This window comes from Bacillus swezeyi (assembly GCF_001969815.1).
Lineage (GTDB): Bacteria > Bacillota > Bacilli > Bacillales > Bacillaceae > Bacillus > Bacillus swezeyi.
This window is the reverse complement of record NZ_MRBK01000001.1, coordinates 170499-187301: the sequence shown is the minus strand read 5'-3', so window position 1 is coordinate 187301 and position 16803 is coordinate 170499. Positions and strand designations below refer to the sequence as shown.

The following is a 16803-nucleotide window of genomic DNA, read 5'->3' as shown; positions in this document are numbered from 1 at the left end:
TTTGTCATGATAAGTTCTAGAATCTATCGGATGGGGAGTGTTGCAATTGAAATTGGCGGATTTGAGGAAAAGCGGGCATGCGCCTTCCTTGTTGTCTTCTTTTTTATATTTCGACGTCAGCTTTATGATTTGGGTTTTGCTTGGGGCGCTTGGTGTTTATATCACGGCGGATTTTGATTTATCACCTTCACAGGTTGGATTGATTGTCGCTATTCCTACGTTGGCCGGGTCTGTTTTCCGCATTGTTTTAGGCATTTTAACCGACCGTTATGGTCCGAAGAAGACGGCCATCGGCGGAATGCTGGTGACGATGATCCCGCTGATATGGGGATGGCAGTTCGGATCAACTGTCGCCGAACTGTATGTTATCGGGATTTTATTAGGTGTTGCCGGAGCAAGTTTTTCCGCTTCTCTGCCAATGGCGAGCCGCTGGTATCCGCCGCATTTGCAGGGTCTTGCTATGGGTATAGCCGGTGCGGGAAACAGCGGAACACTGCTTGCCACGCTGTTCGGCCCGCGTATTGCGGAGCATGCGGGCTGGAACGGTGTGATGGGATTGGCGCTGATTCCATTAACGCTCGTTTTTATCAGCTATTTCCTGATGGCGAAAGAGCCTCCGAATCAGCCTAAGCCAAAACCGATTAAAGAATATTTTACTGTCTTTAAAGAAAGGGACACTTGGTATTTTTGCCTTCTCTACAGTGTGACATTCGGGGGATTTGTCGGCCTGTCAAACTTTTTAAGCTACTTTTTCGCATCCCAGTATTCCGTCCCTGCGGTCAGAGCCGGCGAATTTGTAACGCTTGTGGTCGCATCCGGAAGCTGCCTCCGCCCTGTCGGCGGATGGATTGCCGATAAAATTGGCGGTGTGCGTTTGCTCCAATTTTTGTTTGTCGGTGTGGCTCTTTGCATGTGCTCCGTCAGCATGCTCCCGTCGCTCGGGGTTGTCACGGCAGCATTGTTTATCGGGATGGGCTGCCTCGGCATGGGGAATGGCGCGATATTCCAACTTGTGCCTCAGCGCTTTCAAAAAGAAATCGGAATGGTGACCGGGATCGTTGGCGCTGCCGGGGGAATCGGCGGATTCTTTCTCCCGAATATTCTTGGAACGCTAAAGCAAATAACCGGCACTTATTCAAGCGGATTCCTCACCTTTTCCGGCATCGCTTTTTTAGCCCTGGGGCTGCTTTTACTCGCTCAGGCCGGCTGGAAAAAACAATGGAAAGCCGCGGAGAAATCAATCAGAATTTAGAAAGGGCTGCCTCAAAAGCCCCCTAAAATATAAAAGCTGGTGAACCGTTCAAGACGGCCCATCAGCTTTTTGTATTTGGTCGTTCTTTCGTGCGGCAATTCACCGCCGCTCGTTTCCTCAAGGTGTGAGACCGAAGCCGGTGGTCATTTTTCAGTGCCGCAAAGAGAGCTTAGTTGTATATGTTGTTGGCGTAAGGCAGGGTGATTCCCGCGTCCTCCAGTGCATCTGACGCCGCAGGGCGCGGAGGGAATCTAGAAAAGGTTTGTCAAATTCGAATACCAAATATTAAACCATATCATATTGTCTGTATAAAGAAGGACACCGATGATAATCATGATGGCGCCGCCCGCTTTCATCAGCATATTCGAGTATTTCATGAACAGCTTTATTTTTCCGATAAAAAAAGCCATCAGCAAAAAAGGAACCGCAAATCCCAATGAATAGGCGGTCACCGTCATAAAGGTGTAAGCGGGATTGGGGTTTTCAAAATTTGCATATGCAATCGTGCCAAAAATAGGGCCGATGCAAGGCGTCCATCCTGCGGCAAAGATCACCCCCACCACCATCGAATTGAATAGGCCTATTTTTCCTTTTCTAAATGAAAACCGCCGTTCCTTCAACATGAATGCAGGGCGAAAAACCCCAAGTAAAAACAGCCCCATGACAACGATAAAAATTCCGCCCAGCATCCGGATCAAATTGTGGTACTTCACAAATAGCAGTCCGATTGAGCTGGCCGAGAAACCCAGTATGTAAAAGATAACGGAAAACCCAACCAAAAAAGATGCTGCATGAATCATCACGGATTGATTCATATGTTTTGAGTTTTGATGTTTCAAATCGCTGACTGAAATCCCGGTAATGTAAGAAATAAAAGAAGGATACAAAGGCAGGCAGCACGGAGAAATAAACGACAAGAAACCGCCGCCGAACGCCAACCACCATGTGATCATGATTTCCACCTGCTTCATTTTTATATATTTTTTTCCATATCACTCTCGTTGTCCATCATATCACAAAACAGCGCCCCTCATGCCGAGATTTTCTTCATTTCTATGAACATATTGAAATGAAAAAGCCGCCCGAGGGCGGCTCACTTTCCGCATTAACCGTTCAATGCGGTTTTTTTTATATTGTTCTGAAGCTCAAGAATACGTTTTGATCCTTCCTCGCGCAGACGTTTGTTTTCTTCTTCGATCTGCTTGGTTTCCTGCATCCCCTTGACAATCGTATTCCAAGATTGTTCGATTGTTTCAATATCGATGCTAGGTCTGCCTGACATTCTGGCAATCTCGACGGACTGGCTGGAAATGTTCTCGGCATTTCGTTTCAGCATTTCGTTTGTACGGCGGTCGAGTTCGCTCATTGAATCAGCGACAAGCTTCTGGCGCTTGGCGGTAACAGCCTGGATGATGCCGTTTTTGAAGATCGGAATCGTGATGATGAAAGCGGAGTTGATTTTTCCGATCAGCTTTGTGTTTCCTCGCTGAAGCAGGCGGATTTGCGGTGCTGTTTGGATCGCAACCATCCGCGCCATGTCTAGATCATACACTCGTTCTTCCAATGCCTGAATGCCGTTACGAAGCGTGTCGAGCTCCATCTGCGCCATTTGGTTGCCGCTGGCCGCTTTCGCCTCATAATCAGGGATCAGCTGCTGCAATTCTTCTATTTTCATTTGGCCGGCCACGACATATTTTTCTAGTTCCACATAGTAGTTGAGATTGCTCTCGTACATTTCATCGAGCGTTACTGTCGATTTTGTCATTTCATCTTTATACTTGGAAATTTCGACATTGATTTTTTCAATTTCACCGCCGAGGGTTTGATATTTTTTAAATATCTTCTCAATTAAGCTATTGCCGCGCTTGAAGAATTTAGACAGAAGGCCCTTCTGTTCTTCAAAATCGTTTTTGTCAAAGCGGTCCATGATTTTGCCGAGCTGGGTCAGCATGGCTCCAGAATCTGTGACACTGTTCGTTCTCATCATTGAGAGAATGCGGTCGGAGAATTTGGAAATTTCAAGAGCAGGTTCCTTTCCGAATTCTAAAAGCGCCACTTGATTTTTCGCGTCAATCTGCTGGGCAAGGCTTTGCACTTCAGGTTCCTGGCGCAGTTTGACACGGATATCCTCCGCTTTTTCAACCGTGATTTCTTCCTCTTTATTGATGTTGACGATGTTTGTTTCATTCGTATTTGCCATCTGGATGGCCCCCTTATTTAAAAGATTTTATTGATGAACTTTCGTACGATTGACGGCTCCTTGAACTCCTGATTGAATGACATTTCATCAAGCCAGTGAGTATCAAACTGCTGATCATCAATATAGTGGTCGATGCATTTATGACCCGGAGGATTATAAACGATGATATCGATGCCGATTTCATTTAATAAAAGCAGAGCCGCAGCATCCGACCGCGATAATGCGCCTGTCTGTTCGGTATGATACAAGATCAGTTTCGGCACTGTCTGTGAATAGTCAAAAGTCTGAATCAGGTTCACAAGCTCCGGCGGAAGGCATACTGCCTGTGTAAACAGATACAGCTGCACATCCGCTTCTTTTTCATTGTTTAATGCCAAAAGACTCGGGTTTTTGCACATCCTTGAAACGGCTTGGGCTATGCCGCGCTGAACGCCCTCAGGCAAATGCTTGTAGCGCCAGACATTGCTTTCCATCAACCGGCCGGGATCGATCCCGCCTGTTTGATCAAGAGCATGGCCGTAATGGAACTGATAATTCGACTTCTCTTCACTTGTAAACGGAAAGCGCCGGATCGTATAAGACTCCTTATACTCCGTCAATGTCTGCAAACGGTCCCAGTACTCTTTCTCATTGCTGGAGACACCCATGACCATCGCAAACAAGTTAGGAATGTCCACTGTTGTTTTGGACGCCTGAAAATTCGGCCTGATAAAAGCGCGCTCTTTTGCGATTAAAAACAGCTCATCATAGGTGGTTTTCAGTGTGACGGAAACCGGTGTGTGCTCCCTGAATTGCCACGGTTTATACATCAGGGAATCTTCATTGTGCAGCACAGTGTCCAATTCCTTTGTTGAGCGGTAAGCCACCGTTGATTTGCGCTGCGGTTTTTCTGTCGGAAACGGCTCGAGTGCGGAGGTTCCCGGATAAGAGTAGACAAAAGAAAGCTTTTGATCCGGATCGATTTCCTGAAATGGATCTTTTCCCTCCGGATGAAAAATCAGCACATCACACCCGATGAGCATCAAGTAGTATAAAAAATACCTTTGGCTTTTTGTTGTATCCCCGTACCAAATCACTTTCGGCATGTCATTTTCAATATCGGCCTCTTTCAGCCACTTCTCAAGATGATTGCCCATCCATTTGACAAGATCAAGAAGAACCCGGCGAAAGTCAGGATCGTTAAAACCCGTTTCATGGGAAGACTGAAACGTCTGCAGCACTTCGATAAGCGACTTCCTTAAATGCCGGTGCATGGCGGGATTGGGATGCTTGACGATAAGCTGCTCTCCGTCAAGAAAAGCGACAAACCGATTGACGGAAAGCCCTTTTTCTTTCTGATTGATCATATGGATTTGCTGTATGGCCTGAAACCTTTCCGGAGCAATTGTCTTCTCAAGCGTCTCGCTCAAAACATGAAAATCGTCTGACACATACAGCTCATGCAAATGGATATAGTAATCTGTTTCATCATGCGGCGTCCCGAGAATCCGCCCGGCCACACGGCTGATCGTCAGTCGATCGCCTTTTTCATAAGGGGTTCTTTCTAATAGCGGCTTATGGACGATCTGCTTCCATTCATCATCATTAACCTGTGCGTTTTGAATGTTCACATCATGATTCATAGCGCTCAGCCGTCCCCCCTTTCTTCATTTGGGTTTCATTTTCCCGACCAAAAACGGCGCACATGCCGGCTCTGGTCACAGCATAGGTTGTCCCAAACTTTCTGATTGTTCCTACAGGAAAATCGTGTACTCTTTTGCGGAGCGTTGACGAGTCAATTCCCCATTCTTCACAAGCTTGCTGGGAACTGAGAATGTCGCGGCTGCTGAGATCAATTATTTTAATCATGACTGATCATCCTAAAATATTGTTTGTTTTCTTTGGCTTGCAGGAATCAGGAGGTTAACAATATGTTCCGTTATATCGTCTGCCGATTGCATGCCCGGCCGGACTGTTGCATTGAGATCGGGATGATGTTGCAGCACTTCTCCGTGGGCTGGAGAAACACCGTAATCAGCCTGCGCGATCAAATCAAAATCAAGCAGCGAATCCCCAGCCGCATATACTTCGTCAATGTTCAGCCGGTTTTTTAAATAATCAACCGCTCTCCATTTATTCAGCGGCTCTGGAATAAAATAAAGCTTTCTCCCTTGCAGAGATGCCTGCCATCCTTTATCAGCCGCCCATGCTTTTGCGGCAGAGGCATTGATCTTGCCCACATTTTCTTCACTGAAAATCAAATATACAAAATAGTGGTGTGCCGTCCTGACTCTTTCTGCCAGCTGTGACAACGGAAGCTTGGCGATTTCCTCCAGCATGTCCTTGATCGGCATGCAGGATTGAAGCTGTCCATCGATGAAGCTGGACCATTCCCTGATTGGACTGCCGTTTTTTAAAATGCAGCCTCCATTCGTTGTAATCGCGTATTCAGGAATGACGGCCTCTTGAAAAAAGGTGATTCTCTTGTATTGCTCAGTCGTCCGGGTCGTGACTGGAATAAACAGCATTTTTTCATGGATCTTGCGAAGGTTCTCCCTCGTCTTCTCCGAAATAAAGGAAATCTCTCTGCCGTCAAGCGTTTCGATCAGCTGGCAGCCGGCCTCTCCCCCATAGGTGTCGATCATTTTTTTTGAATAAATCAGCGTTCTGTCTAAATCACTCGCGAAAGCTTTCATTTGTCCCTCCCGACCGGACGTATCAATCCGCAGCAGCTGTATGACATATCCGTGTATTCTTCCACCGGGACGTCCCTGTCTTCGGCAAGAAGCAAGATGTGTTTCAGCCGTTTTTCTGAACCGGGCTTGATTAAAATTTTCCAAGGCACTCTGCGCAGCAGGACACGCGTTGTCTCACCAACACCGGGTTTAATGAGATGCGTGTTATCAATGCCAAACTCTTTTTGAATGCTGTTGATTGACGCCAGTCCGCGCCAATCCGGTTCCTCCCTGTCCTCCATCAGCACGGCTGCCGTTTCCGCGGCCGTTTTTTCTACTGCGGGAAACTCGGCGGCAATTGCATCGACATAGAGATTTGATACATCTTCCTCAAGCAGATCAGCATAATATTTTGCTCCGTGGAAATCGTCTTTTCCAATCCATTTTTCATTTAACACGGTTCTGCTGACAAGACCGGATACCGTGGAATTCAAGCAGGCGCTCGGAATAAGAAAATCTTCCCTCGTTCCAAATAACGATGAGCAGTATCCCGGATCTGCCAGGACGGCCAGCTCAGAAGAAAGCGCTGTTCCGTATTTATTATTAAAATCGGAAACAGCCCTCGTTAATTCTTTTGTAATCGCGCCTTTTCCCGTCCAGCCGTCAATAAATGCAACCGAATCTCCGGGGTGGCGCCGAAGGATATAGTGCAGCCCATTCTCGTCAATTCCTCTGTCGCGGATGATCGAAACGCTGTAGTGAGGGAGCGCTTTATGATGCTTATATTCAATATACCGCTTAATCAGCACGCCGATCGGCGTCCCGGCCCGCGCCAAACTGCACAGCACTGTATGTAATCCGCGCTTTTGAACAATTTGTTCAGCGACAATCGCGACAGCTTCGGCTACCTTTCGCTTGCTGTCTTCAAGCGACGCATAAAACAAATTCATATATTCGCCTGTCGGTTTATATTCAACAGGCAGCATTTCTGAATAATGTGTGCCGCTTTGAATCAGATTTTCCCTTTCCTTTGTACTTTTTTCGATTGAAATGCCTGACAGGTCCTTTAGAAGAAAGGTCACATCAGATGCTGGATAACTGCCCATCCTCACCGCTCTATCAGTCATGGCTATCACTTCCTTTTGAAAAAGTCGCAATGGTGACATTCTCTATGTTTCTATCGCTGCAAATCTCAAGGAGCGGCCGCAGCGACTTTTGCGTGACCGGCTTTTCAACAAACACAAACACTTCATCATAGCCCTGCTTTGGGAGATTATAGACAAAATGCTTCACAGCCTCATCTTCCGGATTTGGGAAGGAGTAGCCGTTCTTTACGGCATAGCGTTCTCTGTCAGACGGATGAATCGGGCTTCTCGTTGTTGATTGATAGGAAACATGTTCCCCCATAAAAGCCGCGATTTTCATCGGAAGATACATAAACTCGCCTGTCCCTAAACACAGCACGCGCTTCCCTTTTCGAATTGTATGAAGGCGATTGCCCGCTTTCTGACAGGCCTTCTCGATATCCCCTCTATCATGTTGAGTGATGCCAAAACGGCCGGTCTCTTTCACAAATGAGGCTTCACCAGTCTTTTCTGCTGCATGCGGAAGCGCTGTGAAGTACTCGCCAAGATCAATTTGGCGGACGGAAACGTTCCGTGCAGCGCCCTCCGGCTCATAATCATAGGATGATTGATCCAGCGTTGTTCCATGAAATGCGACAGACCCGGACAGCAAAGCGGTCGTCGAGATGGTCACACCGAGCTCTGCTTCCGCTTTGCGGAACTCTTCTTTATGCGCCTCAGAGCGCCAGTCTAATAGAGAAAGAATTGCATACGCCTTCCGCGGGTGCTTTTTCTGGATATCTTTGATGATGTTCAGCGCCGTTTTTCCGGTTGTGATTTCATCGTCTACAAGAATCACAGGTCCCTCAGAGGCAAACACCGGCCCGCCTGTATAGCATCGCTGATCAACGGCGTGAGAATGTTCTTCTTCAAATACAAGATCCGGATGAATGTCCTGCAAGGCCTCTCTTGTTGTATGAATAAACGCCGCGTCTTCAATACAGTCAAACACACCGTGCCCAAGCGCTGTCGCCGTTTCCGCAAACCCGATGACGATCGGAGATTCAGACAGCTGAATGCGCTGCTGTTTCAGAAGATCATAAGCCTTTTTCACACTCTCATGATCCTCCTCTAAAAGCCCTGCCGCCACTTCGGCTTTCACATCCATCACAGCCCCGGAAGTTCTCTCGGCATGCTCCATCGCCAACAGCCCTGAGGCAAGCAGCGGCTTTAAAGGATGAACCGGTATGTGTTTGCCGAGGACTTTGCTGACAAACAAAAAGCCCCGCTTTTTATTGATTCTCGCCGCCATCTCGAACAACGCCTGGGGCGGGATAGAGAGCGGATTGTCAGCAATCGACAATTCAACTTCCATATGATCCAATATTCGAAATCGGTTTTTGTGCTGCAAGTATGTCCATGTAGCTGCGGTTTTCATGATACACCCCAAATATCTCTGACTTTAAAAGTATTTTTTTCGCCCAGCTCAAGTGCGGCTTGATTTCGTTCATCTTATTGGAAAAAGAGCTTTTCACAACACCGCGGGTGCCGTCAGCACTTTCGACAATACTTAAGGCGTCCAAGTACTCCTCAATTGAAATGACATGCAGGCTTTGCACCGCTCTTAAATGTGTCGGATGAATCACGGTTTTGCCGTGAATGCCGTTGGCGAGATCAAGACGTGTTTCATTGATCAGTCCGTCCATATATGCATTGAAACAATGCAGATCTCCACCTCTGCCTTTTGTCCAATACGAAGTCTGGCCCGTAAGAAGCGCATCGGTTTGGGCAGTGTCTTCGAAGTACTCCCATACAGGTCCGGATATCACAAACTGCAATCCGAAATAATTGATCATGTCTTTGATAAAATCAGCGATGACCATAATGCTGTATATCGGCGTATGCGGCTTCCTTCTTAACCCGTAGAGGCCGCACAGATCAGTGGCGCCGATCCGTATGTTCAGAATGACATCCTGATAAAAGACGAGCGTCGATTTCAATTCCTGCAATGCTTTTGTCCTTGTTTCCATCGCTAGTAAATCAGGCGTCTCAAAAATCGGCATTCCATATAAGGTGATGCCGGATTCTTTTGATAATTTTGATAACGTATCGAGATAGTGCTCAGCATTAAATGTTGAAAACTTAGGGAAAACAAACCCGGTAAACAAGTGCAGCGCCCGGCCCAGCTTATTGCCCAGTTCAAGCATTTGTTCAGGCTCCCGCACACGGATGAACATCAGCGGCAGAACATCGCTGTCTATTGTCCGCAGTTTTTGAGCCTGATAAATGATATCGGCCTGACTGACAAGATTGTTTTCAGCCTGAAGAACTTCACAGTCACCGATTGAATCTTCAAGACAAAAAACAACCGAGCAAAGTTCGGGATATTTTTGCTTAATGATCATGTCCGCAATATCTTTGCGGTTTCCCGGAACATAAAGCGTAGCTCCCAGCGCATACTCAAGTATGTGTTTCGGAGAATCTTTCGTCACCGGCTCCGGCTGTTTGAAAAAGACATGTTCTTTTTGAGAGGGGGATAAAAAATGAAAGTATTGCACACGGGTCACCTTCTTCTGAATAGGAAATTGATTTCTCCTATGATGTAAAAAGGGACGGAGCAGATCCACTCCCCCCCTTTTTGTATTTGCGTTTTATTCTTCTTTTGAAGCAGCCGTTTGTTCTTTGACAGCCTTTTGTTTGTTCATATAATGAATGATAAATGTAGCTGCGAAAGCGACAATCAGAATGATAAAGAACACGCTGTGCGGCATTTCAATGTGCCATATACTTCCGGCCATTTTCAATGCGATGATTCCGATTAAAACAAATGCCGTTGTTTCCAATTCTGGCACTTTATCAATCAGCTTAAGGAAGAATTTCGCGACTGTCCGCATCATTAAGATGCCGAGCATACCGCCGATCAACAGCACCCAGACTTTTTCAGACACCGCAAATGCGGCAAGAATGCTGTCTACTGAAAAGGCAAGGTCCATGAGTTCCACAGAAATGACTGTAGCCCAGAAAACCCCGAAAACTCGAACCATCCAGCTGTCTTTTTTCAAGGCGTTGGATTCATCATCGCCTTCACCGATAAAGAAATGCTTGATCACGAGCCACGCCAGATATGCGGCGCCGACCAGCTTGATCCACCAGAATTTAATCAGGATCATGCCGAGCCCGATAAATAAAAATCGAAAGAAATATGCACCGATCAAACCGTAGGTCAACGCTTTTTTGCGCTGTTTTTCCGGAAGGTGTTTGACCATGACAGCGAGAACCAAGGCATTATCCGCTGATAAAAGTCCTTCCAGCACAACGAGAGAGCCGATCAGCCCCCAAGAGACTGGATCGGTTAAGACCTCGACCCACATGTCCCAGTCAAAAAACGAGGCGTAAACTGAAATAATATGATGAAATAAATCCACTTTTGGTTACCTCCTAATATTGAAAAGCAAGACTGAACCACAGCGTGGTTCAGTCAGCAAAACTAAACTTGCAAGCCGTAATTGCGGCAAAGCGATGCCAATCCTCCGGAAAATCCGCTGCCGATGGCATTAAATTTCCAATCTGATCCATGGCGGTACAATTCACAAATCACAACCGCTGTCTCAATCGAAAAATCCTCGCCTAAATCAAAGCGAAGCAGCTCTTCATTTGTAAACTCATCAACCAGCCGGACAAATGCATTGGAGACTTGTCCAAAGTTTTGGCTGCGGCTTTCTGCGTCATGAATCGTAACCGTGATGCCGATTTTCTCAACATGTGCAGGGATTTTGGAAAAATCGACAATGATTTGCTCATCATCGCCTTCACCTTCGCCCGTCCGATTGTCGCCCGTATGGATGACAGCACCGCTCGGATGTTCAAGATTATTGTAAAAGACAAAGTCGTGATCGTTCACACATTTGTCGCTGCCATCGACAAGGAAGGCGGAGGCGTCCAAGTCGAAGTCTGCTCCGCCGGTATATTTGTTTGTATCCCAGCCTAATCCGATCAATGCCCTTGTTAGGCCCGGATTCGTCTTCGTTAAATCGATTCGCTGTCCTTTAGATAACTGAATAGCCATGTGTAAAACCTCCTTACGAAATATCAGGCCGCTGCAGTCAGTGCATTCTGTGTCTTCCGATCCAAATAGCTAGCCGATTTGCAGGCCGAAATCAGTGGCAATCCGCGCCAGTCCGCCTTGATAGCCTGAGCCGATCGCTGAAAATTTCCACTCTCCGCCATGACGGTAAAGTTCACCGGTGATCAGCGCCGTTTCAATCGAGAAATCTTCAGCCAAATCATAGCGGATTAACTCTTCGCCGGAATCTTCATTGATCACGCGGACATAGGCGTTTGACACTTGACCGAAGTTTTGGCTGCGGGCTTCCGCCTCATGAATTGTAATGACAAAAGAAACTTTATGAATATCGGCAGGTACGGAGTTCAAGTCGATCGCCACCTGCTCATCGTCTCCTTCGCCCTGGCCTGTCCGATTGTCGCCTGTATGTACAACAGAACCGTTGCCGCCTTGTGTTTGGTTATAGAAAATAAAGTCTTTTTCTGAAGCGCATTTGCCTTCGGCATCCAGCAGGAATACGCTGGCATCAAGGTCAAAATCGGCTCCTCCGTCATATTTATTGACGTCCCAGCCCAATCCGACGACTACCTTTGAAAGCCCGGGATTTGTTTTGGTTAAATCGACCTTCTGCCCTTTCGCTAGTGAGATTGCCATCTCCATCGCTCCTTTTCGCTTTTTTAGTTAGGCGTAGCGTTTGACGATTTCCGTAATGCTCGTATCGTTTGTGCCTTCTCCGACAGCCGTGAATTTCCATTCGCCTCCGTCGCGGTATATCTCTCCCGCAATCAGGCTTGTCCGTCCTGAATAGTCGTCTTTGAGATTGTATTTGACCATCTCTTGACGATGATTCATATCAACAACGCGTATGAATGCATTTTCGATCATTCCGAAATGCTGGTTTCGTTTGACGCAGTCGTATATATTGACGACAAACACCAGCTTGTCAATATGTGCGGGAACCTTGTGAAGATCTACGATAATCTGCTCATCATCGCCGCTTCCTTCCCCTGTCAAATTGTCGCCTGTATGCTCAACACTGCCGCATCTGCTTCTTAAATTTCCGAAGTAAATGACATTCTTCTTTTCTGTCATTCTGTTATTTTCCAGCATCAGCACAGAGGCATCACAATCGATATTCGGGGCGCCCCCTCCAAACAGTTTACCAAAAAAACCGCCGCTGCCAGAAGCAACAGGATCCCAGCCGAGGCCGACCATAATTTTTGAAAGCCCCGCATTACCTTTTGTTAAATCAACCCGCTGACCTTTTTCTAAAGAAATAGCCAAATCGTTCACTCCCTCATTCATCATAAACTTTGCTGCATAAGTTAAAAAGCTTTAAAAAATCTAATGATCACGCCAGCGTGATTCATCTCTGCACAAATACACGACTAATGAATCATTATTTAACTCGCTTAACTATATATACGGCTTGATCCATCTAAAAGTTTCGTATAAATTCATATTTTTTTATAATCTTTTGAGCCTAATCCATTGATAGAGAAATTGTGTCATCATATTGCAAATGAAAAACGGTTTCGCTACCATATATCAAAAAGATATAGAGAGGCGGCATTCATGACAAAGAGAAACCAGACGACTTATGCATTGCTCGGATTGATTACAGCCGGCTATCGGACAGGATATGAAATGAAGCAAATGATCGATCAAAGCCTGCATCACTTTTGGAAAATCAGCTACGGCCAAATCTATGCAGCTCTCAATCAATTAACAGAAGCCGGATTGGTAACGGCTGCACCAGCTGAACAGGAAAGAAAACCGGACAGAAAGGAGTACCAGATCACAGCCGAGGGAAAAAAAGCGCTGCAAAGCTGGCTGGAAGAGCCGATCAAGGAAATTGCAACAGAGAAAAACGAGTTTCTGCTGAAACTTTTTTTCTGCAAACAGCAGGAGCGCTCGGTGACTGCCGTGAAAGTCAAGGAATATCAGCACAAGCTGCAAGAACGGTATGAGACGTATCAAGCAATCGAACACGATCGTGTCGTGCAGCGATCATTCAACAGATGCTGAGTACTGGCTGTTTACACTGGATTTTGGAAAGCGCAGCACACTGGCCGGAATCGAATAGTGTGAAGCGACAATCAGACGGCTGACAAGCGGAAAGGACGAGACAGATGGGAAAAACGATCATCACTAAGCCTTTTACGGCTGATCCCGAGGATGAAGTGGTTGTATTTGTGATTGGCATGAGAATCAACAAATGGCATGCAGTTCATAAATGGTGGCCGGTTTTTACTGCTATGCCTCCAATGATTCGCGAGCTTTATCAAAACAAGGATCTTGGCTTCCTCTCTTTAGAATCATCCATTAATTTCCGGACGATCTTTCTTATTCAATACTGGCGCTCTTTCGAAGCTTTGACCGATTATGCAAAAGGGAAAAAGCATATGGCAGCCTGGCGCCGCTTTTATCAAAAAACAGCCGCATCAGGCGCTGTCGGCATTTATCATGAAACATATACGATCCCGAAGGGCCGCTACGAAACTTTTTATCACAACATGCCGGCATTCGGCCTGGCGAAAGCCTATGGGCATAAACCCGTCACCCCAAGCACAAAAACGGCGGAACAGCGGATGCGGGGATAATCTTTACAAGACCGAAATCGCCAAGCTGATGAAAAAGCTATCGCAAAGTCGATAACCTCAGCGTGTCGACAAACCATCGCATTCGTTGTCAGGCCTGCTGAGTCGGTGCTCACGTTCAAGGAAGGCTGCTGATCACTCAGGCGTCCTGCCTGAACTCCGCCGTCATCACATCTAAAAGGAAGGAACGACGGTTAAGTGCGCGGACGTCCTGTCCGAACACCGTCGTCATCACATCCTGTTAAAGCCCGAGACCCGCCCTTCCTGGACTGCAAAGATTTCGGGCCACACTTTAGTTGTTGGTCGTCGATTAGAAAGCCCCTGCTCCGCTGCCCCCGTCCGATCCCGAACTTCCCGCCTCATGGGCATGATTCTGAGCAGCCGCTGATTGCTGCCAGCTGTAAAACGGATAATGAAAATAGCCGGCAGCGGCCATTCCAAGTATAGGAAAGACATGTTCAAGTCTGTTTTCCGATTCTTTGATAAATGCCATGGATTCACCCTCAATGTCAAGCACAATCGCATATACCATGATGTTTTCATTTTCAGAAAGGCTTCTGCCTGAAAGGCATTCTCCTTTTTTCAGCTGATTTCTCCATGAAAGAACCGAACTCCTGTAGATGGAGGCACACCTGCTTTCCTTAATAGACGGAATGAGGGCAATTAACAGAATAGACAGCCCGAGGCATACACCGTAAAACATAATGGTATGGATGCTGTCCGTAAAGACAGATGCAAAAAACAGCCCAAGAAAAAACAAGATGGAATACAGTTTAAACTTGGCCAGAACAATCCCCGCCGATAAGGCAAACCCAAATATGATGCACGCCGACATAAAACCGGCTTGAGGCGCAATATCCGCATACAGGATATAGAGCAGGAGCCCTGTATGGACGAAAAGCAGTGAAAGCGACAGCATCCGGAGCCAGCGGTTCTCTTGGAAAAACTCTTTATATACAGCATCTTGTCTAATGCTTTCCGTCCATTTTTGAACGACGTTTTGAAGAATGATTCTCTTTCGCTCGTACTTCTCCAATCCTTCCCCCTGTTCAATTTCCTCCTCGGTCGGTCCGCTGAGCGAGTCAAGCCTGAACGAATAAGTGTCATTTCCCTTTTGTTCAAACAGCTTTTCAATTAAGAGCTGATCCGGCTTCGGCAGCTCTGATTTATGGCCCGAGAATTCGAATTGATATGTCTCATCAGGCGCTTTGCTGTCACGAAGAAACCGATCTTCCGCCTTCACCTTTTTCATTGTGATCAGCCCCCGCTGATAAAGCGACAGCAGACCGGCCAGCAAGTCGGAGTCTGTGAAGTTTCCTTTTTTGAATAAGAAAGCAACCAGCACAGGATCAAAGTTTTCCAGCCTTTCAATCGGCAGCAGCTTTTGGCGCTTCTTTTTCATCAATGAAAGAAAGAGGATAAAGATAATCAGCAAACCGATAATACTGGAAAAAATCCATGTCAGCCTATCTGCGCTTCCCAGCCGTTCATCCCGCTTGGCATAACGGTGTGCCTCACTCTTTTCCTCTGCCAGCAAATCTTCTTTCGTCTCGTAGGACGGGTGGCGGACCGCCTTTGGCAGGGCGCTTTGCGGGAAATATATTCTCAGCTCTGAGCTTGTCCCCGCCCGGAAAAAACCGCTTTGGTAAGTAACGGTTCGGTTGTGAACTTTAGTGATCTCACCGTCACCTTTATCACGCAGGAACGCATGAATGTCGGATGCCTTTACCGAATCCGGCAGCTTCACCTGGATCTTCACATGATGATAGTCTGTGTTTGTTTTTTCATAAAAAGAATGACGTAAAACAGAGGTGTCTTCAAATTTTTGCGCGGCATCTTCGACAACATAGTGAAACAGCACTTTTTTTCTTTCATCTTTAGATGAGGTATAAGCAAAGTAGGTTCCATCTTCCAGTGTTGTTTTTAACGGCCGGTCCCCGCCTCGTTTTCCCCCGTCTTTCGGAAGCAGGTACGCTTTAAAGCCTTTGATGCGCCCTGTTTCATCCTTGCTGAACGATCTTGTCGCCCCATTGAAGGAGCCCTTGAAATCGTATGTATACATTTCCTGAACATCCAAATCGCCATTTTCTTTGACATTGGCTTGAATATCAACACGGTCAATTGAAAAAGATTGACCCGCTATAGAAAATCCCGAGAGAAGAAAAAAAGCAATGAGCATAAAAAAGAAAAAGGAGTACTTCATCATTGGTAAATCCTTTCGTTTTTTGTATCTGCCTTATATACGGAAAAGCGAGGAAATTGTTTCACCCATTCACAGAAATGACAGAGATGACACAATTGTTCAAAACGAAGGATATTCCCTTGCCCGCCCTGTGGCTAAGGCCTTCCGCAAAGGCCGTAAAAAAAAATATGCTGCATCTCTTCCGCAAATTGTCTGTTCTTTTCATATTCTTCGCCCAATGTTTTGGAATGTTCAATAATCATGTTCATAAAAACGAGAAAGCCCTGTGCGGTGACTTTAGGAGAGATCTCGCCTGACCGGCGGCCGTCTTCTATCATTTGGAGCATCAGGGGGATGATTTTGTCGTCATATTGTTTTTTTATATAGTCCATGATTTCGTTATCCTCAATCATCAGCTCCTTCACCATCGTCAAAGCAAACTGTTGATCATTGGGTTCTTTCTTTTGCAAAATCATCAATTCGATCTTTTCCTTTACCGGTATATCTTTTTTCATATATTCTTCAAACTCGCCGACGGCTTGGTCAATATATTCTTTGAAGACTTCATTCAACAGCGCTTCTTTGCTGCCAAAATAATTATAAATCGTCACTTGTGATACGTTTGCCTGTTTTGCGATATCGGTTATCCGGATTCGCTTTGGTTCCCACGTTTTAAGCATTTCCAGCGTCGTTTTCCTGATCCTTTCTTTAATCAGCAAAGCTCTTTTTTCAAATCCGTTCATATAACCATCCTTATTAAAAATCCTTAATGAAATTATAACATAAAA

Annotated in this window: 17 protein-coding genes; 3 read left to right on the top strand and 14 right to left on the bottom strand. The window is 46.2% G+C overall.

All coding sequences use genetic code 11. The features are described 5' to 3' along the window. Positions 1-46: 46 nt before the first annotated feature. Complete coding sequence (locus tag BTA30_RS00940) at positions 47-1252, top strand: nitrate/nitrite transporter (RefSeq protein WP_076758143.1); 1206 nt, start codon at positions 47-49, stop codon at positions 1250-1252. 251 nt (positions 1253-1503) lie between these two features. On the opposite strand, the gene BTA30_RS00935 is transcribed toward BTA30_RS00940, so the two are convergent. The 12 genes from BTA30_RS00935 to BTA30_RS00880 form a co-directional block, all read right to left on the bottom strand. Then, positions 1504-2205 (bottom strand): cytochrome c biogenesis CcdA family protein, encoded by a 702-nt coding sequence (locus BTA30_RS00935; protein ID WP_076758141.1) that lies wholly within the window; start codon positions 2203-2205, stop codon positions 1504-1506. Positions 2206-2357: 152 nt separating this feature from the next. Next, positions 2358-3452, bottom strand: a complete 1095-nt coding sequence (locus BTA30_RS00930) for a toxic anion resistance protein (RefSeq protein WP_076758139.1) — start codon at positions 3450-3452, stop codon at positions 2358-2360. Positions 3453-3469: 17 nt separating this feature from the next. After that, entirely contained in the window at positions 3470-5074 is a 1605-nt protein-coding gene (locus tag BTA30_RS00925; RefSeq protein WP_076758135.1) for a YceG family protein, read from the bottom strand. After that, the gene (locus BTA30_RS00920) at positions 5064-5300 is read right to left on the bottom strand and encodes a helix-turn-helix domain-containing protein (protein WP_076758132.1); all 237 of its coding nucleotides are present in this window, start codon (positions 5298-5300) and stop codon (positions 5064-5066) included. Before BTA30_RS00920 ends, BTA30_RS00925 begins: the two co-directional genes overlap by 11 nt. Before the next feature lie 11 nt (positions 5301-5311). After that, positions 5312-6127, bottom strand: coding sequence for an HAD family hydrolase (locus tag BTA30_RS00915; RefSeq protein ID WP_076758130.1), 816 nt, complete (start codon positions 6125-6127; stop codon positions 5312-5314). Further along, positions 6124-7233, bottom strand: coding sequence for a cysteine protease StiP family protein (locus tag BTA30_RS00910; protein ID WP_076758127.1), 1110 nt, complete (start codon positions 7231-7233; stop codon positions 6124-6126). The genes BTA30_RS00915 and BTA30_RS00910 overlap by 4 nt, the downstream gene beginning before the upstream one ends. Next, positions 7226-8545, bottom strand: coding sequence for a phosphoribosyltransferase family protein (locus BTA30_RS00905; RefSeq protein ID WP_076758124.1), 1320 nt, complete (start codon positions 8543-8545; stop codon positions 7226-7228). The genes BTA30_RS00910 and BTA30_RS00905 overlap by 8 nt, the downstream gene beginning before the upstream one ends. Continuing rightward, positions 8535-9728 (bottom strand): HpcH/HpaI aldolase/citrate lyase family protein, encoded by a 1194-nt coding sequence (locus BTA30_RS00900; RefSeq protein ID WP_076758122.1) that lies wholly within the window; start codon positions 9726-9728, stop codon positions 8535-8537. The genes BTA30_RS00905 and BTA30_RS00900 overlap by 11 nt, the downstream gene beginning before the upstream one ends. 93 nt (positions 9729-9821) lie before the next feature. Further along, positions 9822-10595: a TerC family protein gene (locus BTA30_RS00895; RefSeq protein ID WP_076758119.1), complete on the bottom strand. Its 774-nt coding sequence runs from the start codon at positions 10593-10595 to the stop codon at positions 9822-9824. 62 nt (positions 10596-10657) lie between these two features. Next, positions 10658-11236 (bottom strand): TerD family protein, encoded by a 579-nt coding sequence (locus BTA30_RS00890; protein ID WP_076758117.1) that lies wholly within the window; start codon positions 11234-11236, stop codon positions 10658-10660. Positions 11237-11305: 69 nt separating this feature from the next. Beyond that, complete coding sequence (locus BTA30_RS00885) at positions 11306-11887, bottom strand: TerD family protein (protein WP_076758114.1); 582 nt, start codon at positions 11885-11887, stop codon at positions 11306-11308. A 27-nt stretch (positions 11888-11914) separates the two neighbouring features. Further along, entirely contained in the window at positions 11915-12517 is a 603-nt protein-coding gene (locus BTA30_RS00880) for a TerD family protein (protein WP_076758112.1), read from the bottom strand. A gap of 291 nt (positions 12518-12808) precedes the next feature. Between BTA30_RS00880 and BTA30_RS00875 the strand changes: the two genes are divergently transcribed. Both BTA30_RS00875 and BTA30_RS00870 read left to right on the top strand, forming a co-directional pair. Continuing rightward, entirely contained in the window at positions 12809-13261 is a 453-nt protein-coding gene (locus tag BTA30_RS00875) for a helix-turn-helix transcriptional regulator (RefSeq protein ID WP_239693613.1), read from the top strand. 104 nt (positions 13262-13365) lie between these two features. Beyond that, complete coding sequence (locus BTA30_RS00870) at positions 13366-13836, top strand: DUF4188 domain-containing protein (protein ID WP_076758110.1); 471 nt, start codon at positions 13366-13368, stop codon at positions 13834-13836. Between the two features lie 307 nt (positions 13837-14143). Here the strand turns inward: BTA30_RS00870 and BTA30_RS00865 are convergent, their stop codons facing one another. Together BTA30_RS00865 and BTA30_RS00860 are read right to left on the bottom strand one after the other, a co-directional pair. After that, the gene (locus BTA30_RS00865; RefSeq protein WP_076758108.1) at positions 14144-16036 is read right to left on the bottom strand and encodes a DUF2207 domain-containing protein; all 1893 of its coding nucleotides are present in this window, start codon (positions 16034-16036) and stop codon (positions 14144-14146) included. Positions 16037-16170: 134 nt separating this feature from the next. Then, a complete protein-coding gene (locus BTA30_RS00860) occupies positions 16171-16758 on the bottom strand; it encodes a TetR/AcrR family transcriptional regulator (RefSeq protein WP_076758105.1) in 588 nt (195 codons plus the stop codon). Positions 16759-16803: the final 45 nt, after the last annotated feature.

Excerpts from the sequence above, each read along its gene's own strand:
- BTA30_RS00870 (WP_076758110.1), top strand. The coding sequence starts at position 13,366 with ATGGGAAAAACGATCATCACTAAGCCTTTTACGGCTGATCCCGAGGAT.
- BTA30_RS00930 (WP_076758139.1), bottom strand. The coding sequence starts at position 3,452 with ATGGCAAATACGAATGAAACAAACATCGTCAACATCAATAAAGAGGAA.
- BTA30_RS00915 (WP_076758130.1), bottom strand. The coding sequence starts at position 6,127 with ATGAAAGCTTTCGCGAGTGATTTAGACAGAACGCTGATTTATTCAAAA.
- BTA30_RS00910 (WP_076758127.1), bottom strand. The coding sequence starts at position 7,233 with ATGACTGATAGAGCGGTGAGGATGGGCAGTTATCCAGCATCTGATGTG.
- BTA30_RS00890 (WP_076758117.1), bottom strand. The coding sequence starts at position 11,236 with ATGGCTATTCAGTTATCTAAAGGACAGCGAATCGATTTAACGAAGACG.
- BTA30_RS00905 (WP_076758124.1), bottom strand. The coding sequence starts at position 8,545 with ATGGAAGTTGAATTGTCGATTGCTGACAATCCGCTCTCTATCCCGCCC.
- BTA30_RS00875 (WP_239693613.1), top strand. The coding sequence starts at position 12,809 with ATGACAAAGAGAAACCAGACGACTTATGCATTGCTCGGATTGATTACA.
- BTA30_RS00935 (WP_076758141.1), bottom strand. The coding sequence starts at position 2,205 with ATGATCACATGGTGGTTGGCGTTCGGCGGCGGTTTCTTGTCGTTTATT.
- BTA30_RS00925 (WP_076758135.1), bottom strand. The coding sequence starts at position 5,074 with ATGAATCATGATGTGAACATTCAAAACGCACAGGTTAATGATGATGAA.
- BTA30_RS00865 (WP_076758108.1), bottom strand. The coding sequence starts at position 16,036 with ATGAAGTACTCCTTTTTCTTTTTTATGCTCATTGCTTTTTTTCTTCTC.
- BTA30_RS00920 (WP_076758132.1), bottom strand. The coding sequence starts at position 5,300 with ATGATTAAAATAATTGATCTCAGCAGCCGCGACATTCTCAGTTCCCAG.
- BTA30_RS00885 (WP_076758114.1), bottom strand. The coding sequence starts at position 11,887 with ATGGCAATCTCACTAGCGAAAGGGCAGAAGGTCGATTTAACCAAAACA.
- BTA30_RS00860 (WP_076758105.1), bottom strand. The coding sequence starts at position 16,758 with ATGAACGGATTTGAAAAAAGAGCTTTGCTGATTAAAGAAAGGATCAGG.